Source organism: Duganella sp. P38 (assembly GCF_050859475.1).
Taxonomy (GTDB): Bacteria; Pseudomonadota; Gammaproteobacteria; order Burkholderiales; family Burkholderiaceae_D; genus Rugamonas.
In genome coordinates, this window is the sequence record NZ_CP193936.1 from 2,712,169 (window position 1) to 2,726,382 (window position 14,214).

General features: G+C 63.5%; 12 protein-coding genes and 3 tRNA genes. 12 read left to right on the forward strand and 3 right to left on the reverse strand.

The window, feature by feature from the left end; translation table 11 throughout:
* The first annotated feature begins 173 nt into the window (after positions 1-173).
* The 6 genes from ACRQ5J_RS12585 to ACRQ5J_RS12610 all read left to right on the forward strand — a co-directional run bounded on the left by ACRQ5J_RS12585 (position 174) and on the right by ACRQ5J_RS12610 (position 1,931).
* Complete coding sequence (locus tag ACRQ5J_RS12585) at positions 174-401, forward strand: hypothetical protein (RefSeq protein WP_432377269.1); 228 nt, start codon at positions 174-176, stop codon at positions 399-401.
* Positions 402-594: 193 nt separating this feature from the next.
* Positions 595-671, forward strand: a tRNA-Arg gene (locus ACRQ5J_RS12590).
* A gap of 68 nt (positions 672-739) precedes the next feature.
* A tRNA-Arg gene (locus tag ACRQ5J_RS12595) sits at positions 740-816 on the forward strand.
* 70 nt (positions 817-886) lie between these two features.
* A tRNA-Arg gene (locus tag ACRQ5J_RS12600) sits at positions 887-963 on the forward strand.
* A 119-nt stretch (positions 964-1,082) separates the two neighbouring features.
* A complete protein-coding gene (locus ACRQ5J_RS12605; RefSeq protein WP_432377270.1) occupies positions 1,083-1,343 on the forward strand; it encodes a hypothetical protein in 261 nt (86 codons plus the stop codon).
* Between the two features lie 123 nt (positions 1,344-1,466).
* A complete protein-coding gene (locus tag ACRQ5J_RS12610) occupies positions 1,467-1,931 on the forward strand; it encodes an FKBP-type peptidyl-prolyl cis-trans isomerase (protein WP_432377271.1) in 465 nt (154 codons plus the stop codon).
* 1 nt (position 1,932) lies between these two features.
* Here the strand turns inward: ACRQ5J_RS12610 and ACRQ5J_RS12615 are convergent, their stop codons facing one another.
* Together ACRQ5J_RS12615 and ACRQ5J_RS12620 are read right to left on the reverse strand one after the other, a co-directional pair.
* A complete protein-coding gene (locus ACRQ5J_RS12615) occupies positions 1,933-2,904 on the reverse strand; it encodes a D-2-hydroxyacid dehydrogenase (protein WP_432377272.1) in 972 nt (323 codons plus the stop codon).
* Positions 2,873-3,850 carry a LysR substrate-binding domain-containing protein gene (locus ACRQ5J_RS12620; RefSeq protein WP_432377274.1) on the reverse strand — a complete coding sequence of 326 codons (978 nt, stop codon included), beginning with the start codon at positions 3,848-3,850 and terminating at the stop codon, positions 2,873-2,875. The genes ACRQ5J_RS12615 and ACRQ5J_RS12620 overlap by 32 nt, the downstream gene beginning before the upstream one ends.
* Positions 3,851-3,973: 123 nt before the next feature.
* Here ACRQ5J_RS12620 and ACRQ5J_RS12625 point away from each other — a divergent pair, with 123 nt between their 5' ends.
* The 5 genes from ACRQ5J_RS12625 to ACRQ5J_RS12645 all read left to right on the forward strand — a co-directional run bounded on the left by ACRQ5J_RS12625 (position 3,974) and on the right by ACRQ5J_RS12645 (position 11,124).
* Positions 3,974-4,183, forward strand: a complete 210-nt coding sequence (locus ACRQ5J_RS12625; protein WP_432377275.1) for a hypothetical protein — start codon at positions 3,974-3,976, stop codon at positions 4,181-4,183.
* Positions 4,180-5,046 carry an alpha/beta hydrolase gene (locus tag ACRQ5J_RS12630; RefSeq protein ID WP_432377276.1) on the forward strand — a complete coding sequence of 289 codons (867 nt, stop codon included), beginning with the start codon at positions 4,180-4,182 and terminating at the stop codon, positions 5,044-5,046. Before ACRQ5J_RS12625 ends, ACRQ5J_RS12630 begins: the two co-directional genes overlap by 4 nt.
* Positions 5,047-5,198: 152 nt before the next feature.
* Positions 5,199-6,428: an efflux RND transporter periplasmic adaptor subunit gene (locus ACRQ5J_RS12635; protein ID WP_432377277.1), complete on the forward strand. Its 1,230-nt coding sequence runs from the start codon at positions 5,199-5,201 to the stop codon at positions 6,426-6,428.
* Positions 6,429-6,434: 6 nt separating this feature from the next.
* The gene (locus tag ACRQ5J_RS12640) at positions 6,435-9,623 is read left to right on the forward strand and encodes an efflux RND transporter permease subunit (RefSeq protein WP_432377278.1); all 3,189 of its coding nucleotides are present in this window, start codon (positions 6,435-6,437) and stop codon (positions 9,621-9,623) included.
* A gap of 1 nt (position 9,624) precedes the next feature.
* Entirely contained in the window at positions 9,625-11,124 is a 1,500-nt protein-coding gene (locus ACRQ5J_RS12645) for an efflux transporter outer membrane subunit (RefSeq protein ID WP_432377280.1), read from the forward strand.
* 74 nt (positions 11,125-11,198) lie between these two features.
* On the opposite strand, the gene ACRQ5J_RS12650 is transcribed toward ACRQ5J_RS12645, so the two are convergent.
* Positions 11,199-11,528, reverse strand: a complete 330-nt coding sequence (locus ACRQ5J_RS12650) for a hypothetical protein (protein ID WP_432377281.1) — start codon at positions 11,526-11,528, stop codon at positions 11,199-11,201.
* Between the two features lie 152 nt (positions 11,529-11,680).
* Between ACRQ5J_RS12650 and ligD the strand changes: the two genes are divergently transcribed.
* Positions 11,681-14,209: a DNA ligase D gene (gene ligD, locus ACRQ5J_RS12655; protein ID WP_432377282.1), complete on the forward strand. Its 2,529-nt coding sequence runs from the start codon at positions 11,681-11,683 to the stop codon at positions 14,207-14,209.
* Positions 14,210-14,214: the final 5 nt, after the last annotated feature.

Consider the following 14,214-nt stretch of genomic DNA (forward strand, 5'->3'; position numbering starts at 1 on the left):
GGCAAAGCTGAGTGCATCCTACACGGTAAAAAAAGCCCGCTACAGGAGCGGGCTAAATCTATTTCCTTGGAGGAGAATAGAGGAGACAACTGAATGATGCTGCAATGCGCAAACGAATGCAAATTCAGATTTGTAATGTGCGCGATCACTGGCATGAATGAAGCGAGGAAAAGATGGCAAATAGAATCAAACATCGCAAGGTGAATATTATTGTTTTGGAGCAGGGCGAGGATATTGCAGCGCATTGCGGCGAGGGCGACATCGCCATCCTGTCCAATGACGCAGGCTGGTGGATCAAGTTTGTCGGCGCCGGCGGCCATGTGGACTGTTACGGCGAACCCTATCCTTCATATAACGAAGCGTTGTGGTCGGCCAAGGCGGCGGCCGAGTTTGGGACGTGACGAGAGAGTGCTGGACAAGCCAGGGGAGTATCCCTATAATGCTGCTTCTTTCGAACGGCACGCTGTTTGAAAGGCAGGCGGTAAAGCAGTTTGCAGAGTAATTGATTCGGTATTTCGTGTGCCGGACCGATTAAAAGATAGAAAATATCAAGCTTTGCAAAATGAAATTGATGCTTTATAATGCTTGCACGTTGCGGCTGTAGCTCAGCTGGATAGAGTACTTGGCTACGAACCAAGGGGTCGTGGGTTCGATTCCTGCCAGCCGCACCAGAATTAGTTGTGCCAGCACCGCAAGGTGCTGGTGCTAAAAAGTAACTGATGTTATGATGTTGTTTTTTGCGGCTGTAGCTCAGCTGGATAGAGTACTTGGCTACGAACCAAGGGGTCGTGGGTTCGATTCCTGCCAGCCGCACCAGTTTCATTGCGTCAGGCGCCGGGAGGCGCTTGGGCAAAAGCAGTAAAGTTTAGTTGTATCAGCGTTTTGCGCGGCTGTAGCTCAGCTGGATAGAGTACTTGGCTACGAACCAAGGGGTCGTGGGTTCGATTCCTGCCAGCCGCACCATCTGTAGGTAGAAGGGCCTGAAGAGAAATCTTCAGGCCCTTTTGCTTTTTGCCTTGCGTTTCCTCATGCCGGGCCTCAGCCACGCACGCTAGGCTGATTGCCTTGACCCGGAGGCTATCATGGCGAATGATAAGAGCATGGAACTGCGTGTGGCGTTGCTGGAGCACGAGATGGAAACTGTTGTCGATATCGTAGGGGAAATCCGCGCGAATTACGTGACCAGGGATTATCTTGAGGAGCGCTTGTCCCATTTCGCCACCAGAGAAGACCTTGAGCGCGTCAATCAGGGCTTGCGCAACTGGGTGCTCACGGTCGTGCTTTCATGCACGGCGCTGCAATTCGCGGTCCAGTATGCGATGTTTCAGTTATACGTGCGCTGAGGAGCGTGGATGCCGGGCGTCGACGATGTGGCGCGCTATGGCTCTTTGACAAACGCCATCATTTGCGCGTGGATGAGGTCAATATCGTGTAAGCTGCGCACCTCATCAACACGAAAGAATTCCATGAAACAACTGCTTTCCACTTGCGCCATTGGCCTGACGCTGGCGCTGTCCATCGCCGGCTGCGAACGCGCCAAGACGCCTGAAGCGGCGCCCGCCGCAGCGCCGGCCGCCAGCGCCGCCGCCGTCACTTCGCTGCAAAAAATCGATAGCGTGGTCGGCGCCGGCAAGGAAGCCACCGCCGGCGTCACTGCCGTGGTCAACTACACCGGCTGGCTGTACGTGCCGGATGCGCCGCAGCAGCACGGCGCGCAGTTCGATTCGTCGATCGGCCGCGAGCCGTTCAGCTTCCGCCTCGGCGCCGGCCAGGTCATCCCAGGCTGGGACGAAGGCGTACAGGGCATGAAAGTGGGCGGCAAGCGCACGCTGATCGTGCCGCCCAACATGGGCTACGGCGCGAACGGCGCCGGTCCGATTCCGCCCAACGCCACGCTGATCTTCGACGTCGAACTGCTGGACGTTAAATAATTCAGCTCACCACGTTGCGTGGCGCGCCCGCCGCCCACGCTTCGATATTGTCGATCAGCTGGTCGGCCAGCGTCTGCATCGCCTGCGCGCTGGCCCACGCCGAGTGCGGCGTCAGGATGAAGTTCGGCAGGCGCAGCTTGAGCAGCACGTTGTCCGCCGGCGGCGGCTCCGTCACCAGCACATCGAAGCCGGCGCCGGCGATCAGGCCGCTGCGCAGCGCGTCGGCCAGCGCCACCTCGTCGACCAGGCCGCCGCGCGCGGTGTTGATCAGCAGCGCGTTGCGCTTCATGCGGATCAGCTCCTTCGCGCTGATCATGTCGCGGGTCTGATCGGTCAGCGGCAGGTGCAGGCTGATTACGTCCGACGTCTCCAGCACCTCGTCGAAGCTGGCCTCGCGCACGCCGTCGGCAGCCGCGTCCGGCAGCGCAGAGCGGTTGTGCACGATCACCTCCATGCCGAACGCGCGGGCGATCTGAGCGGTCGCCTTGCCCAGCGCGCCGTAGCCGAACAGCCCGAGGCGGCTGCCGGCCAGGTCCGAAACCGGATGGCCGAACAGGCAGAAGCGCTCCGACTTTTCCCACAGGCCCGCCTCGATATCCGCGCGGTAGGCGATCAACTGCCGGCGCAGCGCCAGGATCAATGCGAAAGTGTGCTCCGGCAGCGTGTGCACCGCATAATTGCGGATGTTGGTGACCACAATGCCGCGCTGCGCGGCCGCCGCCAGGTCGATGATGTTGGTGCCGGTGGCCGCCACCGCGATCAGCCGCAGGTCCGGCAGCTGCGCCAGGTCGTCGACCGACAGCGGCACCTTGTTGCTGATGGCGATGGTCGCGCGCGCGTCGCGCAAGCGCTGCACGGCTTCGCCGGCGCGCGTGGCCTCGTATTCGGTCCACGCGTGCGCGAACGACGGCTTGCGGACATTGGCGATCACGCTGTCGCGGTCAAGGAAAACGATGCGGTGTGCTGCGGTCATATGGCAACCTCAAAGAAGGGGCACGCGGCGCCGCTTTCGGCAGGCGCATGCCCGGATGGTTGGAAAACAGTTCGGCGACCCATTCGACAAACACGCGCACCTTGGCCGACAGGTGGCGGTTCTGCGGGTACACCACATGGACCGGCAACGGATCGCTGGTCCAATCGTCCAGGATGGACTCAAACAGGCCGTCGGCGATCATCGGCTCCATCATGAAGTTCACCACCTGCACGATGCCGAGTCCGGCCACGCCGGCCTGCAGATAGGCGTTGCTGTCGTTGAGCGCGATGTGGCCCGGCAGAACCACCTGCACCCGTTCGCCGTCGCGGGTAAAGTCCCAGTCGAAGATTTTACCGGTGCGCGACGAAAAATAGTTCACGCAGCGGTGCTTCAGCAGCTCGTTGGGATGGCTTGGGCGGCCGTAGCGGGCCAGGTAGGCCGGCGCGGCGCCGGTGACGAAGTGCAGGATGCCGACGCGGCGCGCGATCAGGCTGGAATCGCCGAGCGCGCCGCCGCGGATGGCGCAGTCCACGCCTTCCTCGACCAGGTCGACCGGGCGGTCGCTGCAGCCGAGTTCCAGCTGGATGTCCGGATACAGCTCGAAAAACCGCGGCAGCGCGGGCACGATGATCTCGCTGGCGAGGCCGGTCGGGGCGTCCACGCGCAGCCGCCCGGACGGGCTGAGCCGCGTGCGCGACAGCGATTCCTCGGCCTCGCGGACGTCCGACAGGATGCGCAGGCAGCGCTCATAGTAGGCCGCGCCGTCGGCCGTGACGCTGACGTGACGGGTGGTCCGGTGCAGCAGCTTGACCGCCAGCGAGGTTTCCAGCGACTGGATCAGCGTGGAGACGGTGGCTTTAGGCAGTTTCATGTTTTCGGCGGCGCGGGTGAAGCCACCGGCGTCCACCACCTGTACAAATACTTCCATCGCTTGAAGTTTATTCATCTTTGGTCCCATTGTTCAAGATTCTGAACAATCAATTCGACTTTGCCTTATTTATCAGATTGTAGATCAAGTTTAAGATTGCTGTACTGCACAAAGTAAATGAAGAAGAAAGGAGGACTTATCATGAAATATCGGGATGCAATTTTCGCAACGATGGCACTGGCGCTGACGTCGGTCGCACTGGCAGGCGTGGTCTATACGGATGCCTATGCGCATGCGGCCAAGGCGGAAATCAGCGGCGTGCGCGCGCTGACGCTGGTCGCGAGCGGCGATACCGTCTGCGATCCTGCTAACATGTTGTCCTCCAACGAATCGGGAACGGTGCAACAATGAACAATCCAGTAGAGGCCCTGCCAGTTTTATCGGACCAGCTTAAAATCCGCACCCTGGAAGTCAAGGGCGCCGAGGGTCCGTTGACGGCGCGCCTCTATACCAGCGGCGATGCCGGCGCCAAGCGCGACATGCTGCTGGTCTTCTTCCACGCCGGCGGCTTTGTCGGCGGAGACCTGGAAGATGCGGACCTGTTCCTGCGTCACCTGGCGGACGACAGCCGGCACGTCGCGGTGCTGGCCTCGGCGTACACGCTGGCGACCGAAAAGCCGTTCCCGGCAGCGGTGGAAGATGCACACGCGGTACTGGTGTGGGCCAAGAAGAACAAGGCCAAGCTGGGCTGGACCGGCAAACAGCTGCTGGTGGCCGGCATCGAGGCAGGCGCCAACCTGGCCGCCGTCTGCGCGCTGATGTCGCGCGATCGCGGCGGTCCGGGCCTGGCCGGCCAGATCCTGGTCATGCCGATGCTGGACCCGGGGCTGAGCACCTGCTCGATGCGCGAGATCCAGGCCGAGCCCGAGCTGCTGGAAGTGGCCGACCAATGCGCCCAGGCGTATCGCGGCTACCTGCCGAACGCCGCCGACCGTGCCCATCCGTATGCATCGCCGCTGCAGTCGAGCCGTCTGAAAAACCTGCCGCCCGCCTTGATCCTGTCGACCGAAGACGATCCGCTGCGCGACGAAGCGGAACAATACGGCGCCAAGTTGCAGTCTTGCGGCGTTACCACCACTGTCCGGCGCATGCAGCCGGCGCCCCTGAACGACGTGGGAGCACGCAACGAATGCGCTTGCCGATGTCAAGCGCTGGGAGAAATCGCCAGCTTCATCGCTGGACTGGAACGGTCCGAGACGCCGCCAGCCGCATAGGATTTCCCCGATCCCCTAGCAGTTTAAGCAGTAACAGTCACGTCCCCACTGGCTTGCCGGCGGGGCGCTAGTACCGTGTTTTCTCGATTTTTCGCTGAGACCGCCCGGTGCCGCCTTTTCTATTAATTATTTTCATACAAAAAGGATTTAAAATGAAAACCATTAAATCAATGACTGCTGTAGCGCGGCCGCTGGCCGCCGCCATGGCACTGGCGGGCCTGGCCGCAATCTCCCTTTCCGGCTGCGGCGATGCGAATAGCAAAGCCGCCGAGGCGCCTGCCGCCGCCGGCGGTCCGCCGGTGTCGGCGGCGGCGGTGGTCGAGAAAACCCTGGTCGAGACGCAGGAGTTTTCGGGCCGCCTGGAAGCCATCGACCAGGTGCAGATCCGTCCGCGCGTCAGCGGCTACATCACCGCCATCAACTTCAAGCCGGGTTCGCAGGTGAAGAAGGGCGACGTGCTGTTCGTGATCGACCAGCGCCCGTTCCAGGCCGAAGCCAGCCGCGCTGAAGCGGCCGCCCACTCGGCGCGCGCCAAGGCCGACCTGGCAAAAGTGGAACTGGTGCGCGCCGAGAAGCTGCTGGCCGACAAAGCCATCGCCCAGCGCGAATACGACGCCTCGGCATCGAGCTACAAGCAGCTGGACGCCGACGCCCGCGCCTCGCAGGCGCAGTACGAAACCGCAAAGCTCAACCTCAACTACACACAGGTGACTTCGCCGATCAACGGCCGCGTATCGAAAGCGGAAATCACGCTGGGCAACCTGGTCGACCAGAGCGCCGTGCTGACCTCGGTGGTATCGCTGGACAAGATCTACGCCTCGTTCGACGGTGACGAAGACACCTACCTGCGCGTCGGCGCCGCCGCCCACCAGGGCAAGCCGGCCACCGTGAAGATCGGCCTGGCCAACGAAACCGGCTTCCCGCACGAGGGCAAGCTGGAATTCGTCGACAACCAGCTCGACCCGCGCAGCGGCTCGGTGCGCATGCGCGCCATCCTGCCGAACACCGACGGCGCGCTGGTGCCGGGCCTGTTCGCGCGCGTGCAACTGGAAGGCAGCACCGGCGCCAAGCCGACGCTGCTGATCAACGAGCGCGCCGTCAGCACCGACCAGAACCGCAAATTCGTGTTCGTGGTCGGCAAGGACAACAAGGCCGAGTACCGCCCGGTCACGCTGGGCCAGCAAGTCGACGGCCTGCGCATCGTGCGCGACGGCCTGAAACCGGGCGAGAAGATCGTCGTCAACGGCCTGCAGCGCGTCAAGCCGGGCGCGCCGATCACGCCGAACATCATCGCCATGGACGCCGATCCGCTGGCCGCCGAACTGGCCGCCAAAAAAGATCAGAAAGTCGCCGCTGCAAACAACGGCACCAGCAAGGAATAATTAAAAATGAATATCTCTCGATTTTTCGTCGACAAGCCGATTTTCGCGGCGGTGCTGTCGATCGTTATTTTTGTCGCCGGCTTGATATCGATCTTCAAGCTGCCGATCTCCGAGTACCCGGACGTGGTGCCGCCATCGGTGGTGGTGCGCGCGCAGTATCCGGGCGCCAATCCGAAGATCATCGCTGAAACCGTGGCCGCGCCGCTGGAGGAGCAGATCAACGGCGTCGAGAACATGCTCTACATGTCCTCGCAAAACACCTCGGACGGCGCGCTGGCGCTGACCGTCACCTTCAAGATCGGCACCAACGTCGAGCAGGCCGAAACGCAGGTGCAGAACCGCGTTCAGCGCGCGCTGCCACGCCTGCCGGAAGAGGTGCGCCAGATCGGCGTGACGACCGTGAAGTCGTCGCCCAACCTGACCATGGTGGTCCACCTGAATTCGCCGAACGGCCGTTACGACGACCTGTATCTGCGCAATTACGCGGTGCTGAACATCAAGGACCAACTGGCGCGCCTGCCCGGCATGGGCGAGGTGCAGCTGTTCGGTTCCGGCGACTACGCCATGCGTGTCTGGCTCGATCCGCAGAAGGTGGCGCAGCGAGGCCTGACCGCCGGCGACGTCGTCGACGCGATCCGCGAACAGAACGTGCAGGTGGCGGCCGGCGTGATAGGCCAGGGCCCGGCCAAGAATGCCGACTTCCAGCTGACCGTGAATACGCAAGGCCGCCTGCAGTCGGAAGAGGAATTCGGCAACATCATCCTGAAGACCAACGCCGACGGTGCGGTCACGCTGCTGAAGGACGTGGCGCGCATGGAGATGGGCGGCAATTCCTACGCGCTGCGTTCGCTGCTGAACAACAAGTCGGCAGTCGCGATTCCGATTTTCGAAGCGCCTAACGCCAACGCGCTGCAACTGTCGTCCGACGTGCGCGCCACCATGGCCCGCCTGTCGAAAGATTTCCCGGAAGGCGTCGAATACAGTGTTGTATACGACCCGACCCAATTCGTGCGGGAGTCGATTAACGCCGTGATCCACACCCTGGTTGAGGCTATCATCCTGGTGGCGCTGGTGGTAATCATCTTCCTGCAAACCTGGCGCGCATCGGTGATCCCGCTGCTGGCCGTGCCTGTCTCGGTGGTGGGTACCTTCGCCGTGATGCTGGCCTTCGGCTTCTCGATCAACACGCTGTCGCTGTTCGGCCTGGTGCTGGCCATCGGTATCGTGGTCGATGACGCGATCGTGGTGGTGGAGAACGTCGAGCGGAATATTCACGACGGCCTCAATCCGCGTGACGCGACCATCCAGGCGATGAAAGAGGTGAGTGGTCCTATCATCGCAATCGCGCTGGTGCTGTGCGCCGTGTTCGTGCCGATCGCCTTCGTCTCGGGCCTGTCCGGCCAGTTCTACAAGCAGTTCGCGCTGACCATCGCCATTTCGACCGTGATCTCGGCATTCAGCTCGCTGACGCTGGCCCCGGCGCTGTCGGCAGCCCTGCTGAAACCGCACGATGCGCCGAAAGACGCGCTGACCCGCGGCATGGACAAGGTGTTTGGCCGTTTCTTCGCCTGGTTCAACCGCTTCTTCAACCGCGCGTCGCACAGCTATGAAACCGGCGTCACCACGGTACTGAAGCGCAAAGGCGCATCGCTGGTGGTGTACGCGATCCTGGGCGTGGCCGCCGCCTTCATGTTCAAGGTGGTGCCGCCGGGCTTCGTGCCGGCGCAGGACAAGCAGTACCTGATCGGCTTCGCCCAGCTGCCGGACGCCGCCTCGCTGGACCGTACCGACGCCGTGATCCGCAAAATGTCGGACATCGCCAAGGACATCCCGGGCGTGGACAACTCGATCTCGTTCCCTGGCCTGTCGATCAACGGCTTCACCAACGCTCCGAATGCCGGTATCGTGTTCGTCGGCCTGGCGCCGTTCGACAAGCGCAACACCAAGGAAACCTCGGCCGAGGCGATTGCCGCCGAAATCAACAAGCGCATGGGCGCCATCGAAGGTGCGTTCGTGATGGTGCTGCCGCCGCCGCCAGTCAATGGCCTGGGCACCACCGGCGGCTTCAAGCTGATGATCGAAGACCGCGACAACCGTGGCTACGATGAGCTGTACAAGGCCGTGCAAGCGGTGCAGATGAAGGCCTGGCAGAATCCGAAGCTGGCCGGCGTGTTCTCCAGCTACCAGATCAACGTGCCGCAGCTGTACGCGGACATCGATCGCCAGAAGGCCAAGCAGCTGGGCGTGCCGCTGAATACGATCTACCAGACCTTGCAGATCAATCTGGGTTCGCTGTATGTGAACGACTTCAATCAGTTCGGCCGCACCTACCAGGTGCGCGTGCAGGCTGACCAGCAGTTCCGTTCGCACGCAGAAGACATCGCCCAGTTGAAGGTCCGCAACGACAAGGGCGAAATGATTCCGCTGTCGTCGCTGATGCGCGTGAAGGATAGCTATGGCCCGGACCGCGTGCAGCGCTACAACGCCTACGTGGCCGCCGAGATCAACGGCGCGCCGGCTCCGGGCGTGTCGTCGGGCGAAGCGCAGGCTGAAATGACCAAGATCGTCAACGAGGTGCTGCCGAAGGGTATCGGCTACGAATGGACGGAACTGGTGTACCAGGACATCCTGTCCGGTAACACGATGATCTACGTGTTCCCGCTGTGCGTGCTGCTGGTGTTCCTGGTGCTGGCCGCGCAGTATGAAAGCTGGACCCTGCCGCTGGCGGTGATCCTGATCGTGCCGATGTCGATCCTGTGCGCGCTGATTGGCGTGAAACTGACCCACGGCGACAACAACGTCTTCACCCAGATCGCGCTGTTCGTGCTGGTGGGGCTGGCGTCGAAGAATGCGATTCTGATCGTGGAGTTTGCGCGGGAGCTGGAACACCATGGCCGCTCGATCGTCGAAGCCGCGCTGGAAGCCTGCCGCCTGCGTCTGCGTCCGATCCTGATGACGTCGATCGCCTTCATCATGGGCGTGGTGCCGCTGGTGTTCTCGCACGGCGCCGGTTCGGAAATGCGTCATGCGATGGGTGTGGCGGTGTTTGCCGGCATGCTGGGCGTGACCTTCTTCGGCCTGTTCCTGACGCCGGTGTTCTACGTGCTGCTGCGTAGCCTGGCGGTGCGTCTGGAAAAGAATAAACCTGCCGTGGCGGCCGATGCCGCACCGGCGAAACTGGAAGGGACCCATTAACATGAACAAGCTGCATATGATCGCTAAGGGCGTAGCGCCCATCCTGGCGGCCTTGCTGATGACGGCATGCGCAGCGCCGGAGTTCAAGCAACCGGCGCTGGACGTGCCGGCCGCGTTCAAGGAATCGCAGCTGCCCGATGCGGCAGCCGTGAAAACCGCCGCCGACGGCAGCACCTGGAAACAGGCGCAGGCCGCCGAAGCGCAGCCGCGCGGCGAGTGGTGGCTGGCCTTCAAAGATCCGGCCCTGAATGAGCTGATCAACGAAGCCACCCGCGCCAACGCCAACCTGGCGGTGGCGGCGGCCCGCGTCAAGCAGGCGCGCGCGATTGCCGGCGTGGCCGAAGCGGACCGCATTCCGCAAGTCGGCCTCAATGCCGGCGCCCAGCGCGTGCGCCAGTCGCCGACCGAGGCCCGGCTGCCGGCCGGCACGCCGGTCGATCCGGCCAAGGTGTTCAACGCCAGCCTGTCGGCCAGCTACGAGGTCGACCTGTTCGGCCGCGTCTCGTCGAACGTGGCGGCGGCGCGCGGCGATGCCGCTTCGGTGGAAGCGACGTATCGCTCGGTGCTGCTATCGGTGCAGGCCGACGTGGCGCAGACCTACTTCCGCCTGCGCTCCACCGACGCAGAACTGGAGACGCTGAACCGCACGGTGCAGACCCGCGAAGAAAACGTCAAGGTCAACCAGCGCCGCTTCGACCTGGGCGACATCGGCGAGTTCGACCTGTCGCGCGCCAGGACCGAGCTGGCCACCGCGCGCGCCGAGGCGATTGGCCTGCAGCGTCAGCGCGTGACCACCGAGCATGCGCTGGCGGTCCTGCTGGGCAAGCCGGCGGCCAGCTACACGGCGGGCGACAGCCCGCTGCTGGACAGCACGCTGTTGCCGGTGATTCCCGCCGGCCTGCCATCGACGCTGCTGGAACGCCGTCCGGACATCGCCGCCGCACAGCGCGCGATGGAAGCGGCCAACGCCCGTATCGGCGTGGCCCGTTCGGCGATGTTCCCGTCGCTGATCCTGAACGCCAACGCGGGCGGCGTCTCCGGCGACACCGTGGCCGATGTGTTCAAGTGGAGCAGCCGTTCGTGGCTGCTGGGCGCGGCGTTGTCGCTGCCGGTGATCGACGGCGGCCGCAATCGCGCCAACATCACGCGCAGCGAGGCGGCGCTGGAGGAATCGGTTGGCGCCTATCGTCAGAGCGTGCTGACCGCGTTCGCCGAGGTGGAAGACAATCTGGCGGGCCTGCGCATTCTGGCTGGGCAGACGGCGCAGATCGATGATGCGGTGGTGTCGGCGCGCCGTTCGGCCGATCTGGCGCAGAAGCTGTACACGGCGGGCCGTTCCAGCTACCTGGACCTGCTGGACGCGCAGCGCAATCTGGCGGCGGTCGAGCGCACTGCGGTGCAGTTGCGCGGCAATCGCGCGGTGACGACCGTGGGCCTGATCCGCGCGCTGGGCGGCGGCTGGGATGCCGCCGGCGCGGCGCCGGTGGTGGCGCAGCAGTGATGCTGATGTAACGCAGAGAAGCGGGCCGCAAGGCCTGCTTTTTCGTCACTCCCGCCTGCGCGGGAGTGACGGAGTTATTTGGTGGTGGCGGGGGCGGTGGTAGCAGGCGCGTCTTTCTCTACCTTGGCATGTGCCTTGGCCTTGGTTTTGGTGGCCTTGGCGTGCGCGTCGGCCTTGTCGGCTTTCTCTTCAGCCTTGGCGACGGCGACGTCTTTCTTGGCGTCGGCTTCTACCTTGGCGGTCTTGGCTTCCGCCTTGATCTCAGCCTTGGTTTCCTTGGCTTCCGCCTTGGCGGCGGTCTTGGCTTCCTTGGCTTCGGCCTTGGTGGCGGCGGGAGCAGGCGTCTGTGCGAATGCAGCGGTTGCGAACAGGCCGGCGATCAGGGTAGCGATTACTTTGGTCATGATTTAATCCTTTGAAGGTTTCGGGCCCGGGACAATTCCCGCGTCTCTGAGCAAAAAACGCCAGCCCAAAACGTTGCGTTGACGGCCTTTACAATCGCTTACATGTTCGCCAGCGCACGGTTCCGGCGCGCCGGCAGGCATAGTCTGAAGGGATGAAAGACTCGCTCAAGACCTACAAGGCCAAACGCAACTTCGCCATCACGCCCGAACCTGCCGAAGGCGGCGAGCAGGGCAGGGAGGCGCTGGCGTTCGTGATTCAGAAGCACTGGGCTTCGCGCCTGCATTACGACTTCCGGCTCGAGCTGGACGGCGTTATGATGAGCTGGGCCGTGCCCAAAGGCCCCAGCTACGACACGCACGACAAGCGCATGGCGGTGCACGTCGAAGACCATCCGATTTCGTACAACGACTTTGAGGGCACGATTCCGCCGAAGCAGTACGGCGCCGGCAAGGTGATCATCTGGGACAAGGGCACCTGGCGTCCGCTCGACGATCCGCGCAAGGCGCTCAAGGCCGGCAATCTGAAATTCGAAATCTACGGCCACAAGATGCATGGCCGCTGGGTGCTGGTGCGCATGAAGGGCAAGGGCGAGAAGCAGGAGCCGTGGCTGCTCATCAAGGAGAACGACGAATACGCGCGCCCCGCCGATGCGTTCAGCGTGGTGGACGAGATGCCCGACAGCGTCAAGGCGCTGCCGATGCCGGCCGCACCTGCCTCCGCGCCGGAACTCGCGCGCGCGACGCCGACCAAGGCGCGCGGCGGCTCCGGGTCCGGCCCGGGGGCGGTGGCGCAGGCGCCGAAGGCGGCGATGCCGGAAACGCTGTCGCCGCAGCTGGCCACGCTGGTTGACGGTCCGCCGGCGTCGGCCGAGGACTGGCTGTTCGAGGTCAAGTTCGACGGCTATCGCCTGCTGGCGCGCATCGACGGCGCCGACATCCGGCTGATCACCCGCAACGGCAACGACTGGACCCACAAGCTGCAGCCGCTGCGCAAGCAGCTGGCCAGGCTGAAATTCCCGCCCGGCTGGTACGACGGCGAAATCGTCGTCCACGACGAAAACGGCCGGCCCGACTTCGGCCTGCTGCAAAACGCCTTCGATGAAGAGAACCCCGGCGACATCGTCTACTTCATCTTCGACGTCCCCTTCCAGCAAGGCCGCGACCTGCGCGAACTGCCGCTGGAACAACGCCGCGCCGTGCTGCGGGAAACCATGGCCCGGCGCGAATCGGAAAACGTCCGCTTCAGCGCCGCGCTCAGCGCGCCGCCGCAGGACATGATCGCCGCCGCCTGCCAGATGGGCCTTGAAGGCATCATCGGCAAGCGCAAGGACTCGCGCTACACCGCGCGCCGCGCCGGCACCTGGATCAAGCTCAAATGCGGCCAGCGGCAGGAATTCGTCATCGGCGGCTACACCGACCCGCAAGGCTCGCGCACCGGCTTCGGCTCGCTGCTGCTCGGCACCTACGATGCAGAAGGCCAGCTGCAATACGCCGGCAACGTCGGCAGCGGCTTCAACGCCGCTTCGCTGCATGACCTCAAGTCGAAGATGGACAAGCTTCACGCCGACAAAAGCCCGTTCGCCCCCAGCCGCGACATCGACAAGAAAGCCCACTGGCTCAAGCCCACGCTGGTGGCGGAAGTCAGCTTTGGCGAATGGACCCATTCCGGTTCGATCCGCCACGCCGTGTTCCAGGGGCTGCGCAAGGACAAGCGCGCCGCCGGCATCACGCGCGAGACGCCGCAACACGTCAAGGAGAAACCTGACATGCAAGCCACCATCGAGGGCAAGCTGCCCGCATCGCTGAAAGTCACCAACCCAGACCGCGTCATCGACAAGCAAAGCGGCGCCACCAAGATCACGCTGATCCGCTACTACGCGCTGGTCGCGTCGCTGATGCTGCCGCACCTGAAAGGGCGGCCGGTGTCGCTGGTGCGCGCGCCCGAGGGCGTGGGCGGAGAACTGTTCTTTCAGAAGCACGCTGAAGTCTCGCGCATGCCCGGCGTGAAACAGCTCAAGCAATCGCTCGATCCCGACCATCCGCCGATGCTGGAAGTGCCGGGCGAAGAAGGCCTGCTGTCGGCCGCGCAAATGAACGTGGTGGAGCTGCACACGCAGAACGCCAGCGCCGCCAGCTACGAAAAGCCGAACCGCATGATATTCGACCTTGATCCGGGCAAGAACGTCAGCTGGGACCAGGTAAAGGAAGGCGCCCAGCTGATGCGCGCCTTCCTCACCGAACTGGGATTGCCGGCCTTCGTAAAAACCAGCGGCGGCAAAGGCCTGCACGTGGTCGTGCCGGTCAAGCCGGGTTATGGTTGGGATGATGTCAAAGCCTTTTCGCAAGCCATCGTTGCCCACATGGCGCAGACCATACCGGAGCGCTTCGTGCTGAAAAGCGGCCCGCGCAACCGCGTCGGCAAAATCTTCATCGACTACCTGCGCAACGGGCGCGGCGCCACCACGGTATGCGCGTGGTCGGCGCGCACCCGGCCGGGCCTCGGCATATCGGTACCGGTTACGTGGGATGAGCTGGACGGCCTGCAAAGTGCCGACCAGTGGAATGTCGCCAACGTCCACACGCGGCTGGACGTCGGCAATGCGCCGTGGGACGACTACGCCAAATCCGCCAAGGGCCTGGCGCCGGCCATGAAGCTGATGCGGTTCAAACCTGAGCGCTAGCCTGG